This window comes from Oleiagrimonas sp. C23AA, assembly GCF_011759385.1.
In the GTDB taxonomy this organism is placed as follows: Bacteria; Pseudomonadota; Gammaproteobacteria; order Xanthomonadales; family Rhodanobacteraceae; genus Oleiagrimonas.
The window spans coordinates 106,727-123,882 of sequence record NZ_JAARLY010000010.1 but is presented as its reverse complement, the minus strand read 5'-3'; the positions used below and the strand labels follow the sequence as shown (position 1 = coordinate 123,882).

Annotated in this window: 11 protein-coding genes; 4 read left to right on the top strand and 7 right to left on the bottom strand. The window is 66.4% G+C overall.

Translation table 11 applies throughout. From position 1 onward, the window contains the following. Window positions 1-181 precede the first annotated feature (181 nt). Window positions 182-3,040 carry a diguanylate cyclase gene (locus HBF24_RS15580; protein WP_167174946.1) on the top strand — a complete coding sequence of 953 codons (2,859 nt, stop codon included), beginning with the start codon at window positions 182-184 and terminating at the stop codon, window positions 3,038-3,040. Between the two features lie 70 nt (window positions 3,041-3,110). Continuing rightward, window positions 3,111-4,121, top strand: coding sequence for an SEL1-like repeat protein (locus HBF24_RS15575; protein ID WP_167174944.1), 1,011 nt, complete (start codon window positions 3,111-3,113; stop codon window positions 4,119-4,121). 226 nt (window positions 4,122-4,347) lie between these two features. On the opposite strand, the gene HBF24_RS15570 is transcribed toward HBF24_RS15575, so the two are convergent. Further along, entirely contained in the window at window positions 4,348-5,730 is a 1,383-nt protein-coding gene (locus HBF24_RS15570) for an L-serine ammonia-lyase (protein ID WP_167174941.1), read from the bottom strand. A 131-nt stretch (window positions 5,731-5,861) separates the two neighbouring features. Further along, the gene (locus HBF24_RS15565) at window positions 5,862-8,228 is read right to left on the bottom strand and encodes a TonB-dependent siderophore receptor (protein WP_343162782.1); all 2,367 of its coding nucleotides are present in this window, start codon (window positions 8,226-8,228) and stop codon (window positions 5,862-5,864) included. A gap of 198 nt (window positions 8,229-8,426) precedes the next feature. Here HBF24_RS15565 and HBF24_RS15560 point away from each other — a divergent pair, with 198 nt between their 5' ends. After that, window positions 8,427-8,651 carry a glutaredoxin family protein gene (locus tag HBF24_RS15560; RefSeq protein ID WP_167174938.1) on the top strand — a complete coding sequence of 75 codons (225 nt, stop codon included), beginning with the start codon at window positions 8,427-8,429 and terminating at the stop codon, window positions 8,649-8,651. Here the strand turns inward: HBF24_RS15560 and HBF24_RS15555 are convergent. From HBF24_RS15555 to HBF24_RS15535, 5 genes are all read right to left on the bottom strand, one after another. Next, entirely contained in the window at window positions 8,648-10,012 is a 1,365-nt protein-coding gene (locus HBF24_RS15555) for a GTP-binding protein (RefSeq protein ID WP_167174935.1), read from the bottom strand. The genes HBF24_RS15560 and HBF24_RS15555 overlap by 4 nt on opposite strands. Window positions 10,013-10,062: 50 nt before the next feature. Continuing rightward, the gene (locus HBF24_RS15550; protein ID WP_167174932.1) at window positions 10,063-10,629 is read right to left on the bottom strand and encodes a YceI family protein; all 567 of its coding nucleotides are present in this window, start codon (window positions 10,627-10,629) and stop codon (window positions 10,063-10,065) included. Beyond that, a complete protein-coding gene (locus HBF24_RS15545) occupies window positions 10,626-11,207 on the bottom strand; it encodes a cytochrome b (protein WP_167174929.1) in 582 nt (193 codons plus the stop codon). Before HBF24_RS15545 ends, HBF24_RS15550 begins: the two co-directional genes overlap by 4 nt. Further along, window positions 11,204-11,848 (bottom strand): YceI family protein, encoded by a 645-nt coding sequence (locus HBF24_RS15540; RefSeq protein WP_167174926.1) that lies wholly within the window; start codon window positions 11,846-11,848, stop codon window positions 11,204-11,206. The genes HBF24_RS15545 and HBF24_RS15540 overlap by 4 nt, the downstream gene beginning before the upstream one ends. Before the next feature lie 71 nt (window positions 11,849-11,919). Next, complete coding sequence (locus HBF24_RS15535) at window positions 11,920-13,416, bottom strand: GTPase (protein WP_167174923.1); 1,497 nt, start codon at window positions 13,414-13,416, stop codon at window positions 11,920-11,922. 163 nt (window positions 13,417-13,579) lie between these two features. Between HBF24_RS15535 and HBF24_RS15530 the strand changes: the two genes are divergently transcribed. Continuing rightward, entirely contained in the window at window positions 13,580-17,086 is a 3,507-nt protein-coding gene (locus tag HBF24_RS15530; RefSeq protein ID WP_167174920.1) for a hybrid sensor histidine kinase/response regulator, read from the top strand. Window positions 17,087-17,156 lie beyond the last annotated feature (70 nt).

The following is a 17,156-nucleotide window of genomic DNA, read 5'->3' as shown; positions in this document are numbered from 1 at the left end:
AGGGCGTTGAAACCTTAGTGGGGAGCCGTGCGCCGTGTTGCAAGCGCTGCGGTTTGTGACCGCTTGCGGCAGAATGACTGGCGGCACCGGCATGTGTCGGTGGTTTTGGTGTGCGCATGCAGTGGCGTGTGGCGCTGGGCTGAACAGGGGACGAAACGTGCGTTGGCGCATAGGGCGAGCCATGAATGCCGTAGTGCGGGTGCTGGTGGCCGGCCTCGGGTTGGCGGCGGCGTGCGCTGGGGCTCAAGCGCCGGTGCGGCCGCAGCAGGATATCGACCTGCAAAGCTTTACCCAGGATCAGGGTCTGGCCAGTCTGGCCACCAATGTGATGCAGCGTGATGCGCATGGCGTGCTTTGGGTGGGCACCGACGCCGGCCTGTTCCGGTTTGATGGCCACATGTTCGTGCCGGTCGATACCGGACTGGATCCGTTGGATCTGCGCGTGAACGGCCTTCACCTGGCGCCGGATGGCAGTCTTTGGGTGGCCACCTCACGCGGCCTGTACCGTTGGCGCGACGGTGGCCTGGAACAAGTGGCCAAGTTGCCGGTGGATGATCGCTATCGCCTCACCGGCGACGGCGCCAATGGCATCTACCTGCGGCACCAGCGAGCGCTGTGGCATGTCAATGCCAGCGCGCTGACAGCGGTGAAATGGCCGCGCGCGTTGACACCTGGCGCGCTGACCGACGGTCCGCTGCAATGGTTCGAGGGGCACCTTTGGACCAGTTGCGGCGCCGCGTTGTGCGAGCGTACCGGTGCCGGCACCCGTGTCTGGGACATCTCCAAAGGCGTGCCCGATGACACGTGGATAAGCATGCGTGTGGCAGCCGACGGCAGTTTGTGGGTGGGCGGATTGCACCATCTGCTGCACCGCACGCCCGGTGCCGGGCATTTTCAGGCCGTTGCCAGCGTCGATCCGGTCGAGCATCTGCTGGTCGATGCGCGCGGCCGCGTGGTAACCGCCGGACGCGGCCGGTTGCAGCGCTGGAACGGCCAGAGCTGGCAGGTGTTCGGTGATGATGAACACCTGCAGTCGGCGCAAGTCCACGACATGGCGTTTGGCAGCGATGGTGCGCTGTGGCTGGCCACTGCCGGACGCGGCGTCATGCGTTGGCGTGGCTATGGCCGCATCCGCAACTGGACCCGTGCGCAGCACCTGGACAGTGTGCCGACCTGGGCCATCGCGCGTGACGCCGATGGTGTGCTGTGGCTGGGCAATCAGCGTTATGGAAATCTTCTGCGTCCGGGCCAGACCACGCTTGCGCCCTGGCCCAAGGCCTTGCTCAGGCGCGACTGGATCGATGCCATGGCGTTGCTGGCGCAGGGGCGGCGCATGTGGATTGTGCTCAATCATGGCACCGTGCTGCGCTACGACCTGGACACGCACAAGGTAAAGCGGGTTGCTCGCGAGCTGGGCTGGGCCAAATTTGCGCTGTTCGGCCCCCACGGACAGCTCTGGCTGGGGACCCATGGCGCGCTTTATCACATCGACGCCACCGCTTCGGATGCGCCGCAGGTGCAAAGTGCCGATACGGGGTTGCCGCCGGACACCAACTATCTGGGTGCTTGCCGTGACGCGGCGGGCAGATTATGGCTGGCTACCAGTCACGGCCTGTTGCGATGGACGCATGATCGCTTCACCCGGATCGGGTTGCACGGCGCCGGTGTCTGGAGCGGGCTGGTCGATGTGGCGACCACGCCCGATGGCCGGCTGTGGCTGGCCTCGGACGATCGTGGATTGGGCTGGGCTTCGCTATCGGATGGAGCAGACCTCAAAGTGCATGCCGTGCATGACCAACTGCTGGCGCACACGGCGCTCTACGCGCTGGAGGTGGATGGCGATGGCCGTCTCTGGGCGGGCAGCGATGCCGGCATGGATGTGCGCACCCGACATGGCTGGCGGCGACTGGATCGCGAAGATGGCCTGGCCTGGAACGACATGTCGCCGGGGGCGTTTCACGTCGACGCCGATGGTTCGATCTGGATTGGCACCAGCGGCGGCGTCTCGCACTTGCTTGACCCGGCCACGTTGATTCCCGATGCCATGACCGCGCCGGTGATGCTGAGTGCCCGCTATGGTCATCGCATGTTGCAGGGGCGATCAGCCAGCGCATTGCCCTGGAATGGCGAGGCCTTGAGCGTGAATCTGGCGCGCACCGGCTTGGCCCATCCGGGTTCACAACAGCTGCAGTACCGTTTGCTCGAGGCGGGTGAAACGTCCGCACCGTGGGAGAGCACACGCTTGCAGGCGGTGCGTTTCGCCGCGTTGCGTGCGGGCAATTACCAATTCCAGGCGCGTTGGCAGGATCCGGCCTTGCGTGCCCATTCGCCGGCGATCGCGCTCAGCATCGCGATTACGCCGCCGTGGTGGCGCAGCCGCTGGGCCTGGGCGGCCTATGGCCTACTGGTGCTGGCGGCGTTTTGGTGGCTGGCGCGATTGCGCCATGCGCACCTGTTGCGCCGTCAGGCGGAGCTGGAGCGGTTGGTCGAGGAGCGCACGCGTGCATTGCAGGCCGACAAGCATGCCCTGGAGGCGGCGCGTCAGGCTCTGCAATACGAAGCCAGCCACGATGCGCTGACCGGCCTGCTCAACCGGGGGGCGGTGGTCGAGGCGCTGGTCGATGCCATGGTCGGCCACGCCGGCGACAGGCGCCCGCTGGCGGTCGCATTGATCGACCTGGATCATTTCAAGCGCATCAACGATACCTACGGCCATCTGGCTGGTGATGCGGTGCTGGTGCAGGGCGCGCAGAAGCTGCGCCAGCTGGTCGGCAGCGGGGTGGCGCTGGGCCGCTATGGCGGTGAGGAGTTCCTGCTGGTCTGGCCGGGGTTGGATCTGCGCGAGGATCTGGAGGCGCTGTTCGCGCCGGTGATCGAGGCGATCTATCTGGACGGCGATACGCGCCTGGCCGTGACCTGTTCCATTGGCGTGGCCTGGGCGCGCCATGGCGACGATGTCAGCAGCCTGCTGCGTCGTGCCGACGAGGCGCTTTATCGGGCCAAGCAGACCGGCCGTGCGCGCGTGGTGCAGGCCGACTAGGGCTGGTATTTGCCGCCTCTGCAGCGTAGTTTCAAAGGCCACCATCACATCGACCGGCAAGGAGGCAGGGATGTCCTCACGTACGTTGGGTCTGGCAGCGGCATTGGCGCTCGTCCTGAGTATCGGCTCGGTGCCGACGCAGGCCGAAGTTTCGGCATCGCTCAAGGCGGTGCATCAACGCGCTGAGCAGGGCGATGCCCAGGCGCAGGTGGCCTGGGGTCGGCATTTGGTCGAGGGCAGCAAGGCCGACAAGGCCGCCGCCACGGCATGGTTCCGCAAGGCCGCGCTGCAGGGCAATACCGACGGCGAATGGATGCTTGGCTCAGCCTACATGGGCGGGACCGGCGTGCCGCGCGATATGGCCAAGGCGCTTAAGTGGATGCGCGCCAGCCTTGCCGACGGCTCGGCCGAGCACATGGCCACCTACGGGGGGCTGCTGTTTTCGCAGGGCATGCTCGAGGGTCATCGCCAAAAGGGTGTGGCATGGTTGCACAAGGCCGCCGACAAGGGCTCGCCGGCGGCCATGATGTTCATGGGCATGGCACGCCTGAGCGGCACGTTTTCTTTGCCCAAAGACCAGGTAGAAGCCCGCCACTGGTTTGAGCGCGCCGCGCAGACCGGCAATCCCGCTTCGGAGAAAGCGCTGGGTGTGTTCTATCTCAAAGGCATGCTGGGGCAGGTTGACATACCCAAGGGGCTGCATTGGTTACGGGCCGCCGCCGCGCAGGGTGATGCCAGTGCCGAAGGTACGCTGGCGGTGTACCTGGTCAGCGGTCAGGACAAGGTGCCCAAGCAGCCCTTGCAGGGGCTGGCATGGGCGCGCAAAGCGACCGCCCAGCACGATGCCTACGGCTATTACGCGTTGGGTCTGGCCTATCAAGACGGTGAGGGCGTCACCGCCGATCCCGCCAAGGCCTGGTACAACTTTGCCGTGGCCCAGCGGCTTGATAGCAAGCACAACCTGACGCATGTGGCCGATCACATGTCCGATGTGGCTACCGGCTTGAGGCTCAAGCAGCTGCACCAGCTGCGCGATGAGGTGGCCAAGGTGCCGGTGCCGAAAAAACACGGCGAAAGCTGAAACAGGGAGTATGGGCGTCGGCAAGACGCCCAAGCGATCCGCCGGCTGTTGTGGGGCCTCTTTTCGACGCGGGGCGGCCGCAACGCCGTGGCTATCGGCACGAGTCGGCAAAGCGTTGGACGGTGGACGGCATTTGAGCCTCAAGCCTTGGCTGCTTTCGCGCCTTTGAAAGAAAAAGGGCCGGCATGACCGGCCCTTCTCTTCAAGCGGTTTCCTTAGGCATGGCTCAGCACTCGATCACGTTGACGGCCAGGCCGCCGCGCGAGGTTTCCTTGTACTTGTCTTTCATGTCGCGACCGGTGTCGCGCATGGTCTTGATGACCTTGTCCAGCGACACGCGGTGCTTGCCATCGGCGCGCAGCGACATGCGGCTGGCGTTGATGGCCTTGACCGAGGCCATGGCGTTGCGCTCGATGCAGGGAATCTGCACCAGTCCGCCGATAGGGTCGCAGGTCAGGCCCAGGTTGTGCTCCATGCCGATCTCGGCGGCGTTTTCGATCTGCAGCGTGCTGCCGCCCAGCGCGGCGGTCAGGCCGCCGGCGGCCATCGAGCAGGCCACGCCGACTTCACCCTGGCAGCCGACCTCGGCACCGGAAATCGACGCATTCTCCTTGTACAGAATGCCGATGGCGCCGGCGGTCAGCAGAAAATCCAGAATGCCCTGGGTATCGGACTTCGGACAGAAGCGGTCGTAGTAGTGCAGTACCGCCGGCAAAATGCCGGCCGCGCCGTTGGTCGGTGCGGTGACCACGCGCCCGCCGGCGGCGTTTTCCTCGTTGACCGCCAGCGCGTAGAGATTGACCCAGTCGAGAATGGTCAGTGGATCCTTGAGGCTGGCTTCCGGGCGCTCGCGCAGCTCGTCGGCCATGGCCGGGGCGCGACGATTGACCTTCAGGCCACCGGGCAGGGTGCCGGGCGAGCGCAGACCGCGATTGACGCACTCCTGCATGGCCTGCCACACCGTAAGCAGGCCTTCGCGCGTTTCCTGTTCGCTGCGCCACACCTGCTCGTTGGCCAGCATCAGCTCGGGGATGCTCAGGCCATGCTGCTCGCACAGCGCCAGCAGCTGGTCACCACTGCTGAATGGATACGGCTGCGGCGTGGTGTCGGCGACGATGCGGTCTTCGGCCGCTTCATCGTGATTGACCACAAAGCCACCGCCGACCGAGTAGTAATCGCGGCTGGCCAGCTCGTTGCCTTCGGCATCGTAGGCGCTGTAGCGCATGCCGTTGGTGTGGAAGGGCAGCTTCTGGCGCTTGTTGAAGATGAGGTCGCGCTTTTCCTTGAACTCGATCTCGTGCTCGCCATGCAGCTTGAGCCGGCCTTGCTCGCGGATGCGCGCCAGCGTGGTGTCGATGCCATCGGGGTCCACGCGGTCGGGCCATTCGCCTTCCAGGCCCAGCAGCACGGCCTTGTCGGTGCCGTGGCCGCGGCCGGTCATGGCCAGCGATCCGTACAGCTCGCAGCGCACGCGACTGACCCGCTCCAGCAGTCCCTTGCCGGCCAGCCAGTGTTCGGTGAAGCGGGCGGCGGCGCGCATCGGACCGACCGTGTGCGAGGAGCTGGGGCCGATACCGATCTTGAAGAGGTCGAAAATGCTGACTGCCATACGAAAAAGACGTTCAATGCGGGCGATCGGCCATTGTACGCCTTGCCGGTGGCACTCCAACCATGCGCCGCAGCAATCGGGGCACGGGGCGAGGCCGCCCGATGCGCCGCCCCGCACCCCGATGGGATGGCCTAGAAGTGCCAGTCCACGCGCAGCGACCAGTGCCGCGGCGGGCCGTAGAAGTTCTGGTCCCAGTACAGGCTGTTGATGTACTTGCGGTTGGTGAGGTTGTCGACGTTGAGCGTGAGCTGCCAATCCGGCGCAAGCTGAAGATTGGCCATCAGGCCGACCAGCAGATAGCTGGACTGGCGCGTGAAGATCTCGCGGCCCTGGGTGTCGGTGGCGGCCTGGTCGCGATAGATATCGCCCTGCCAGCGCAGGTTGGCGCCCACCTTCAGCGCCGGTACGCCGGGGACGCGCAGGCTGGTGGCCAGGTGGGCGGTGCGCCGTGGCACGTAGGTGCGCACATTGGCGTCATCGTCGCCGACGATGCCCAGTTGCGTGTAGCCGCCGGTGAGTTGCCAGCCGGGTGCCAGGCGGCCGGCGATTTCCAGCTCGTAGCCACGCGAGGTGGCGTTGATGCCGCGGTAGTAGCTTTGCCCGGTATCCGGATTGAAGCCGGCCTGTTCGGCGGTGTGGTTCTGGCGCGTGCGGAACACGGCCAGGCTGGCGTTGAGGTGCTGGTCGAACCAGGCGCCCTTGATGCCCGCTTCCAGGTTGCTGCCGGTGATTGGTGCCAGCACGCGGTTGTCGGCGTCGATCTCGGTCTGCGGGCTGAAAATGCGCGCGTAACTGGTGTAGGCCGAAAGGTGCTGGTCGATGTCATAGACCAGGCCGGCGAACGGCGTGTTGCGGGTGCTTTGGTAGCGATGCGGTACGCCGTAATTGGCCCCGGTGCTCTGGATATGGGTGAGGCTGTCGCCGGTGATCAGTTTCCAGGCGTCGGCCAGATTCCAGCGCGCGGTGAGGTAGGCGCTGCGGCGGTGGATGTCGAAGTTCGCGCCGTCGCTGGAGGCATTGAAGGCCGGCTTGGGATAGTCGCCGTCCCAGCCGCTCAGCGGCGGCAGTGGAGTACCTATATCGTTGCCGTAGCGGGAAATTTCATCGTCGCGATCACGCGCCCAGTTCACCCCGGCCACCAGCTGGTGCTGGCGCCCGCCGAGGCTGAAGTTGCCGTGAGCCGAGACGTCGACAAAATCCTGCTTTTCGCCATCGGAGTAATGCGAGGGGTAGCTGAAAAGGCCCAGTCCGGTCTGGCGATCCGGCGTGCCGTAGACGTAGAAAAGATCGCTGACATCGGTAAAGCGACGGTGACTGGCGGTGGCTTTCAGCGACCAGCCGTTGGCGAAGTGGTGCTCCAGTTCGGCGAAGGCGCGAAGGTCGGTGTTGTTCCAGTACGACCAGTCGGCGGCGGTGCTGGCCGAACGCGCGTAATGGGTCGGGCTGCCGTCGGTGTAGTACAGCGGCAGCGCGCCCCACATCACGCCCTTGGGCTGATTGCGCTGGTAGGTGATGCCGCCGCTGAGCGTGGTGTCGGCGCCGACATCGGCCTCCAGCAGTCCGGAGATCACCTGCTTGTGCAGCGAATAACGGTCCAGGTAGCTGTCGGTGTGTTCGTCGGCGGCGATCAGGCGTCCGCGCACGCTGCCGCTTTGGTTCAGCGGGCCTGAAAGATCCAGGTCCAGTCGGTGGCGGTTCCAGCTGCCCAGGGTGAGCGAGGCGCTGCCCTGGAAATCGGCGGTCGGGCGCTTGCGTACGAAGTTGATGGTGGCCGAGGGATTGCCGGTGAACGAGAGCAGGCCATTGGCACCACGCAATACCTCGACGTGATCATAGAGGGCCGTATCCATGTCGCCCCATTGCGCGCCGTTGACCAGCGGCATGCCGACGCCATCGACCAGGAAATTGGTGATGTCGAAACCGCGCGCGCTGTAGTAGATACGCGTGGTCTCGACCTTTTCCACGTGCACGCCGGTGGTATTGGCCAGCACCGAACTGGCGTTGTCCAGGCCGAAGTCGTCCATCTGCGCGCGGGTGATCACGCTGACCGTCTGCGGTGTCTCGCGCAGGGAAAGTGGCAGTCGCGTGGCGGTGGTTTCGGCGGCGCTGGTGTAGCTGCCGCTGCCTTCGGTCATCATGCCGGCCACGGTGGCCGTGGTGTGCACGCCACCCAGGTTCTGGGCGTTCAGGGCGCGTACCTGCCAATGGCCGCGCACACGTCCAGCGACGACCAGGCCGCTGCCCGCCAGCACTTGCTCCAGCGCCTGCCGCGGTGAGGCGCCGGCGCGGCTGCCGGGGCTTTGCCGGTCGCCGATGGCGGCGTGTTCAAGGTCGAGCGTTTCGCCGCTCAAGGCTTGCCAGCGCGCCAACGCCTGGCGCAGCGGGCCGGCGTCGATGGCCGGCAAGGCCTGCGCGCGCACCGCAGCGGCGGGCTTTGCGAAGGCGGGTGCGATGCCGGCCAAACCCAAGGCCAGCGCGAAAAGGGAAGGAGAAAGCACGCGCGCGCCGCGGCGCCCCGTGCAAAGACGGTGGATGGACATCAGATTGTGGCCCCTGGATGGTGACGAGGAGGCACCGCGGCTGGCGTCGGCTGGCACGGCGAACGATTAAATGATAACGATTCTTATTTAATGTCACAATCGCCGCGTGTCGAAGGGCGCCACGACAAGAGCGTGCGGCGCCGCTAAGCTGGCTGCATGAACGCACCGCTGCTGATTCAACGCGATCACTGCCCCCTCTGCGACCAGGCGCTGGCGATACTGGCCGAAGCCGGCGCACCCGAGCCGGAGCATCAGTGGATTGACCAGGACGATGCGCTGGAAGCGCGCTACGGTATTCGCGTGCCGGTGCTGCGCCGCGCCGATGGCGCCGAGCTGGACTGGCCGTTCGATGCTGCGGCGGTGCGGGCCTTTCTGGACTAGGCCTGACGTTGGCGCTTCAGGCGCGCGATGATTTCCTCGCGTGCCTCGCGCAGAATCGAATCGCGATCCAGCGAGGCCACAATATCGGCCACTGCGCGCTTGGCGCCGTGCTCGCCCCAACTCTTGCCGTGGATCAGGTAATGCTCGGCGGCGCGCCCGATCAGCACCGTGGCGTACCAGGCCAGCGCGCCCTGGGCGGCGGCGGTAATCAGCACCGATAAGCCGGCGCTCAGGCCCTTCAGCGCCGAGGCGACCAGGTGCATGCCCCACACGGCGCCCATCAGCGCGACCAGCTGCGCGCAGATGGTCGCGACCAGCCGGCCCGATTCGCTGCGCGTCAGCGGCAGGCCATACACGCGCGAAAGCTGCACCACCATGGCTGCATCCAGCCCGGCAGCGGCCAGCAGATCGGCCACGGGAATGGGGTTGAGCGCCACCATCACGCCCTTGGCGATGCAGTACTGGCGAATCACCCGGCTGGCCAGTTCGCGGCGGCTTTCGGCGATGCGCGTGTTGACCTGATCGCTGAGCCGGCTGGCAAAAAGGCCGGCGTTGATGGCCGACAGCGTTTTGCCCTCGGCCTCGGCAATGGCCAGCAGGCGCTGGCGCAGCGTGGCCACATCGGGCGGGCGCGGCTCGTGGATGTCGATCTCGCTGCCGTCGGCCTGTTCGCGCAATACGCGTAGCGGTGCTGGCTGTGCGGCCACGGCGATGATGTTTTGCGGCTGCACCTGGCCCTGACATCGTGCACGCAGTTGCGCCAGCAGGTCGGCCAGGGTGTCTTCGTCGTAACGGTCGGCCTTGTTCAGCGCCAGCAACAGCGGACGCTGGGTTTGCGCCAACACGGCAAGGGCATCGCGCTCGTCACGAGTCAGGTCACCATCGGCGACAAAGATCACAAGATCGGCCACTTCGGCCACTTCAAACGCCAGGCGCTCGCGCGATTGGCCGTCCAGTTCGTTGATGCCCGGCGTGTCGATCAGCACCAGGCCTTCGTGGCCGGCTTCGTCCAACGGCGCGTGCGCGGCCTGTGTAGTGGTGCCGTGCAGCACGCCGACCTCGAACGCGGCGCGGCCCAGCAGCGCATTGCACAGCGCTGATTTGCCCGCCGAGACGCGGCCGAATACCGCCACGTGCAGTTCCTCGCGGCCAAGCTTGTCCAGCATCAGCTCGATGCGACGGAACTCGCCGGCCAACTCGCTGCGCAGTGGCGGGCTGATGTTGGGATCGTCCAGCAGTGCGCGCAGGCTGTCGGCCACACGGGTATGCCGGCCCGGTTCACCGCTGGGCGCCACCTGCGGCGTGGTGGCCTCGGGGCGGCGCCAACGCAGGCGCCGCCATAGCGCGTCGATGCTTTTCATGGACACAGCGCGGTGGTGAAACTCATGCCTTCACCCTAGACAGTCGATGCTTAAGTGCCGCTGGCCGGGCTGAGGGCGAGCGTGGCCTTGACCGCCACCTGTTTGCCGATGGCATTCCAGTCGCTGGCCGTGCCCAGCTTGTAATCGAGCCGGTTCAGCGTGGTGGTGACAGTAAGCGTCGAGGAAGCACCGGCGCCCTGGTGGAAATCGACCTTGAGCGTGACCGGGTGGCTGACGCCGTTGAGGCTGAGCGTGCCGGTGGCCGTGACCTGGCCGGCGCTGTCGCGGGTGAAGGCGCCGCTGGCAAAATGCGCCGTGGGGTGGGCGCTGGTGTTGAAGAACTCTTCGCCGGTCAGGGTCTGGTCGCGCTCGGGGCTTTGCGTATCGACGCTGGCCAGCTTCACGCTGACATCGAAATGGGCCTGATCCAGATGCGCCGGATCGTAGGCGATCTGCGCCTGGAAGTCCTTGAACACACCATGGAAGGCTTCGCCCTGGTAGCTGTCGGAAAAGCCCAGCGAGCTGTGCGTGTGGTCGACCTTCCAGTTGGTGGCGTGCGCGGCCAGCGGCAAGGCCAGCAGCAGGGCAAGCGAGGCGAAAACAGTGCGGATGGTCACGGCAGGTTCTCCGGTTCGGGACGCAGGCGGGTGAAGGGCAGCATGCGGCGCAGCACGTTGTCGCGCTGGAATACATGATGGTAGAGCGCGGCACCGATATGCAGCGCGGCCACCGCTACCAGAATCCAGAACAAGGTTTCGTGGGTTTCGCCCGCCAGGTGGCGCAGCGCCGGGCTGGGGCCGCCGGTCAGGCTGGGCATGCGGATGGTGTTCCACCAGAACAGCGGACGCAGCGCGCTGGCCGAATCGAACAACCAGCCCGACAGTGGCACCGCGAACAGCAGCAGATAGAGAAGGTGATGGGTGCCGTGCGAGATCACGCGCTGCCAGCGCGGCATGCCGGGCGGGTCCAGCGGGCGCCGGTCGAACGCGCGCCAGATCAGGCGCAGCAGCGCCAGCGCCAGGATGGTCAGGCCCAGCGACTTGTGCAGATTGTAGATGGCGAACACGCTGGGCCGCTTGGGCAGCTCGACCATCACCAGGCCGAGGATGCCCTGCGCGATGATCAATACCGCGACCAGCCAGTGCGCCAGCTGCGCGATGGCGCCCCAGCGCTGCGCCGTGGATTTGAGACTCATGGATGCTTCGCCTTGTGAGTGTCGGTCTGCGCCGATTGATAATCGCGGCGCGCGCTGCTGTCGGCGATGGCTTCCACTTCCAGCCGGATCTTCACGTTGCGCCCGATCGAGCCGGTGTGCGAAGTCATGCCCAGCCGGGTGCGGTCAAGCGCGCTGCGCGCGGAAAAGCCGGCCACGGTGTGCATTTCAAAAATGGTCGCACCCAGACGGTTGAGGGTGAAGGCGATATCCACCGGCAGCTGGTGACCGCGCATATCCAGCACGCCGTGCAGCATGCCGCTGTGCTTGTTGGTGCGCGTGACCGAGGTGGAATGGAAATGCGCCAGCGCATAGTCCTTGCAGTCCAGAAACTGGTGCTCGCAGACCACCTGGCTCCATTTGGCATTGCCCATGTCTACGGACGTGGCATCCAGTGTGATCTCGGTGGCCGAGGCGCTCCAGTCATCCGGATCGAAACGCAGCCAGCCGCCCTGGATATGCAATCGACCGACCGGGCGCGAGTAACTGTTGTGATCGACGCTGAAAAGCACCTGGCTGTGCACGGTGTCGATGCGGAACATGCGCGCGCGGGCCTGGGCGGCCGTGGTGGCGGCGCTCAGCAGCAGGCTGACCAGCAACAATGTGCAAAGGCGGTGTGTCATGCGTTGGCTCCTGCGGGCAGTGTGGTGCAAGCTGGCGCGCTTGGGCCAGCGGGAAAGGACGAACGCGCTGTTCATGGCTGGCGACGATCCTCCAGCTGAGGCGGTGGCTCGTCGCGCGGTTCGGCCAGCGCCTCGCGAGTCAATGCGGCCAGCCGTTTCAGGCGGCCGGGGCCGGCGGCGCCCAGCATGGCGCGCAGGTGCGCGGCGGCGGTGTCCTGGTCCAGCTGCTGACGTTCGGCCAGAGTGGCGGCCAGCGCCTTGCCCATGCTGTCGAAAATCAGCGCATAGGCCACTGCATGCACCATGCCGCCACCCAGCGTGCCCAGTCCGGGAAAGGCCTTCAGGGCGTTGCCGGCAATGGCCAGCACCAGCGAGGTGCTGGTGCGCAGGGTCAGGCGGGCCTGCTTCAAGAAGGCCTCGATCTCCAGATCGCTCAGCCGCACCTGATACAGCGTGGCCAGCTCACGCGCCATGGCGGTGGCCAGCGCGCCCTGGATGACCAGGTCCGAGCCCGGTGCAATGGCGGCCAGTGCCCCGACCACGGCGCGCCTGGCGTAGCGCGAAACGATAGCCTCGGCCTGCTCGCTGCGCACCTTTACTTCCAGCGTGCCGGTGGCCTGGTGGAGCTGGCTGAGCACGGCCTGCTCGCGGCCCGGCTCCAGCGCCACCGCGCCGGTATCGGCGATTTCCAGCAACGCCTGGGTCAGCGCAGCGATTTGCGGCGTACGGGCGCGACGTACATGTTCGATGGTGCCGTCGGCGCGCTCGCGACGGAAGTGTTCCTCGCCGCCGGCGCAGGTCGCCAGCACAGCGTCGACGCTGTCGCCGGCCTGCTGGCGCAGGTGGGTAATGAGCGCAGCCAGCTCGTCCGGGGTCCACTGATCGGTCTTGTTGAGCACCAGCAGCAGCGGTTTGCCGACCTCGGCCAGCGCGTGCAGCTCTTCGGCCTGGCGGCGGTTGAGATCGCCGGCGCAGACGTAGATCACCGCGTGTGAGCGTAGCGCCTCGTCACGGGCCAGTGTCTGGCGGGCCTCGCCGTCGACTTCCTGGCTGCCCGGTACATCGGCCAGCGTCAGCGAGCGACCATCGGGCAGTATGCCATCGTGATGGCTGACCGCGCGCGTGGTGCCGGCGCGGGCATCGGTCGGGCGCGTGGCCTGCGGGGCCAGCGCGTTGATCAGCGAGGATTTGCCGGTCGACACCTCGCCATAGACGGCCACGTATAGGCGGCCACTGTGATGGCGCCGATCCAGCTCGCCCAGTTCGCCGCTGAGTTGCGCGGTATTGGCGCCGGTGGCCTGAAGCTGCTGGATGCGTGATTCGATGGCCTCACGCGAGGGCGGCGGCACTGGTACACGCCGGCGCCGAGGCTTCAGCAGCCATACGCCAATGGCTGCGGCGGCGACGGCGAAAGCCAGCAACGCCAATCCCAGTGTCCACTGCAGATACGCAGGTAGGGCCTCAAAGCGCTGCGCCAGCGCCAGCGCGCGTTCGGCAGCCGCCAGCAGCAGCCACAGCAGGGCGGCGATGGCCACCGCACTCAGCAGTAGTCGCCAGCGGCGGGTCACGCCGTGCCTCCCGGTAGGCGGTCGGGCACGCGAGTGGCGACAGTGGAACGCTGGGCGGTGGGACGGGCGTGCATAGGTCTCGGGACAAGGGCAAGCTGCACTTGAGGTTATCATTGCCGCTCGTGGTCGCCACGCCGGCAGGATGCAAGGGGGCAGGGAGTTCATGGGATTTGCAGCGATAGCGCTGGGCGCCGTGCTGGCGGCGTCCGGAGCCGTGCCAGCGCCTATGGTGACACCGCGCTTTAGGCACTACGACCTGGACAGCGGCCTGCCGTCGGATACGGTCTACAGCGCGCTGGAGGATGCGCGGGGGTACATGTGGTTTGGTACCCATGATGGCCTGGTGCGTTTTGACGGCGTGCACTGGGAAGTGTTCCGACACCGCCCGGGAGACGCGTCCTCGCTGGCGGGCAACGATGTATCGGAGCTGCTGCAGGATCGCCGTGGCCGTCTTTGGGTTGGGGGTGCCGGCACGGGGCTTGCCCGATACGTGCCTGGCCATGGCTTCCGTCACTGGCGCCATGACAGCTCCGACCCGGGCAGCCTGGCGGGCGATGATGTCTGGGCGCTGGCGCAGACTTCGGACGGCTCGCTCTGGGTCGGCTTGCACGGTTCCGGGCTGGACCGGCTGCGGCCCGGTGCCAGACATTTCGAGCATCTGGGGTATCACAAGGGCGATGCATCCGGCCTTGGCGATGCCACGGTCACTGCGCTCAAGGCCGGCGCCGGCGACCGGTTATGGATCGGCACCTGGCACGGGGCCGAGCTGCGACGTGCCGATGGGCGGCTTTTGCCTATCCAGTTTCCCAAGGGATTGGCACCGACGGTGTGGCGTATCAACGGGGAGGGTTCGGATGTGCGGTTGTCGACCTCGGCCGGTCTTTTCCGTGTCGACACTGAGCTGCGGGCGCGACGCGTCGCGCCCGGACGGTTACCGCCGATCGGCGTGAACTCCAGTCTGCGCAGCGACGACGGTGGCTTGTGGGTCACCAGTTCCCGACATGGCGTCTATCGGCTGGATGCATCCGGTCAGGTGCGCCATTTCGGCGCACAGCCGTTGTTGCCCGGAGGGCTGCCCTCGCGCAGCTTCTGGAAGGTCTCGGCTGATCGCGAAGGGGGCGTGTGGTTTGCCTCCGGCGACGGTGGCGTGGCCTATCTGTCGCCGGACTGGCAGCGCTTCAGCCGGTTTGGCCATATCCCGGATGATGCCGGTTCATTGCGCATGCGGCGGGCATTATCGCTGTCGTTGGCGCGCGACGGCACGCTGCTGGTCGGCGGCAGTGGCGGGCGCATTGATCGACTGAATCCGTCCAATGGCATGGTGACGCATCTTGGCCATGTCGGTCACGAAACCATCTACGCCCTCGCAGCAGCCAGCCAGGGGCGAATCTGGGTCAGCGCCGGTGATCGGGTCACCCTGTATGACCCTGCGCATGGCACGCAGCATCAGGTGGCCATTCCTGCACCGCTGCAGCAGCACATCGCCGTGGATGCGGCCGGCGACGTGTACGTGGCGACCTATGGCCACGGTGTCTGGTGGGCCAGTGCCAACGGACGCAAGTTGCGGCACATTCCGGCGCCGGATGTTGGCCAGACCCACGGCGTGGTCTCGCAGATGGGCTTCTTCGACGGCCGCCTGTGGCGCGCCACCGAAGCCGGACTGACCGAGCTAAATGCCGACGGCTTGCGTTTTGCCTATGTGCCGGGTGTTCCGCACAAGGCGTTTGACGCCTTCGATGTGCACGGCGACAGTCTGTGGCTGGCCGATGATGACGGGCTCTATCAGTATCGGCGCGGCGCCGACGGGTACTGGCGTCAGGCGCGCCATGTGGCCACCGGTCGTCAGACGCTGGATTCCTCGGTGCGGGTGATGGTTGCCGACGACCGTGGCCGGCTGTGGCTGGCCACTGAGAAAGGACTGTGGCGCTACGACATCAAAAATGGCTCGTTCCGAGAATATGGACGCAAGGACGGCCTGGCCGGCGTGCAGTTCCTGTCTCGGGCACAGGCACGCGCCCCCAGTGGCGCGCTGTATCTGGGAACGCCGCAGGGCATCGTCGGGTTTGACCCGGCGCGTGTTCGCGATACCCGCCGGCGCCCGATGCTGCGGCTGGAATCGGCGCGGGTGCAGCGCGATGGGCACGATCAAGCCCTGCGACCGAAAGACGGGCGCCTGGCGGTCGGCTGGGACGATCGCAATCTCACCGTGACGGTGCACGCGGTGTCTTATATCGATCCGGCGCGCAATCGCTACCGGTTCCGGCTTGATGGTCTGGATGCCGGCTGGGTGGCGACCGGCGCCCGCGGCCAGCGCCAGTTTGCGGCCCTGCCGGCCGGTCACTATCGATTGCAGGTACAGGCGGCAGGTCCCGATGGCGTGTGGGCGCCGCTGGCGCAGCCACTGACGCTGGATGTCAGCGCGCCGCCTTGGCTGCGACTTTGGGCCTTCGCGCTGTATGCGCTGATGTTGGCGGCGCTGGTCTGGCTGGGAGCGGTGCTGTGGCGCCGGCGTCTGGAGCAGCGTCATCGCATGCAGATGGCCGAGCAGCAGCGCCAGCTGGCCGAGCGCGCCAATGCCGCCAAGACACATTTTCTGGCCACGCTGGGTCACGAGATACGCACGCCGATGACCGGTGTGCTGGGCATGACCGAGCTGATGCTGCGCGAGCCACTGTCCGAGCGCCAGCGCCGCTACGCCACCTCGATCCAGCGTTCGGGCAGCCTGCTGCTGAAGCTGGTCAACGACGCCCTGGATCTGGCGCGTATCGAAGCCGGACGCTTCGTGCTGGAGCCGCGACCTTTCGACCCTGCGGCACTGCTGCGCGAGGTGGGTGACCTGGAGTCGGGACTGGCCGCTCGCAAAGGCTTGGCGATGGCCGTGCATGTGGATGGCGCGGTGCCTGCCTGTGTGCTCGGTGACGGTGAGCGCATCCGCCAGGTATTGATCAACCTGACCAACAACGCACTCAAGTTCACCGAAAGTGGCTGCGTTCGGCTGGGTCTTGAGGCGGAAGGGCGTGGGCTGTGCTTCTCGGTGACCGACACCGGGCCGGGCATGGCCGAGGGCAGCCGGGAGCGCCTGTTCCAGCGCTATGAACAGGAGGCGGGACCACAGCAACGTTCCGGTAGCGGTCTGGGGCTGGCGATTTGTCGCGAACTGGTTGAACTGATGGAAGGTCGCATCGAAGTGGCCTCGACGCTGGGGCAGGGCAGCCGCTTCGATGTCTGGCTGCCACTGGCAGTGGTCGAGAGCGGACCGTCCCTGACCGAACCCTCACCCGAGTGCATGCCGTCGGCCGAGCTTTTGCTGGTCGAGGACGATGTCACCGTGGCCGAGGTATTGAAGGACCTGCTGGGCGAGTTGGGGCATCGCGTCACCCATGTGGGGCATGGGCTGGCCGCGCTGGGTGAATGCCAGGCCCATCGTTTTGACGCGGTGCTGCTGGATCTGGATCTGCCGGGAGTGGATGGCTTCGAGGTGGCGGGCATGCTGCGCCGCCAGCCTGGTGGCGAGGAGGCGATCATCATCGCCGTCACCGCGCGCTCGGGCGGCGATGAACAGACGCGTGCGCAAGCGGCGGGCATGGATGGTTTCTTGCGCAAGCCGCTGACACTGGCTCAGCTGGAAGCCGAGCTGCGCCGGCTGCTGTTTCCGCACGTGCTGACCTGAGATGAGGGCTGGCGGTGCATGATGGTAATCGACGTCATGGGCGGCGCAGGGCAACTTGAGGCGCTATCAT

Coding starts and splice junctions, on each gene's coding strand:
- HBF24_RS15580 (WP_167174946.1), top strand. CDS start 182: ATGAATGCCGTAGTGCGGGTGCTGGTGGCCGGCCTCGGGTTGGCGGCG.
- HBF24_RS15575 (WP_167174944.1), top strand. CDS start 3,111: ATGTCCTCACGTACGTTGGGTCTGGCAGCGGCATTGGCGCTCGTCCTG.
- HBF24_RS15570 (WP_167174941.1), bottom strand. CDS start 5,730: ATGGCAGTCAGCATTTTCGACCTCTTCAAGATCGGTATCGGCCCCAGC.
- HBF24_RS15560 (WP_167174938.1), top strand. CDS start 8,427: ATGAACGCACCGCTGCTGATTCAACGCGATCACTGCCCCCTCTGCGAC.
- HBF24_RS15555 (WP_167174935.1), bottom strand. CDS start 10,012: ATGAAAAGCATCGACGCGCTATGGCGGCGCCTGCGTTGGCGCCGCCCC.
- HBF24_RS15545 (WP_167174929.1), bottom strand. CDS start 11,207: ATGAGTCTCAAATCCACGGCGCAGCGCTGGGGCGCCATCGCGCAGCTG.
- HBF24_RS15540 (WP_167174926.1), bottom strand. CDS start 11,848: ATGACACACCGCCTTTGCACATTGTTGCTGGTCAGCCTGCTGCTGAGC.
- HBF24_RS15530 (WP_167174920.1), top strand. CDS start 13,580: ATGGGATTTGCAGCGATAGCGCTGGGCGCCGTGCTGGCGGCGTCCGGA.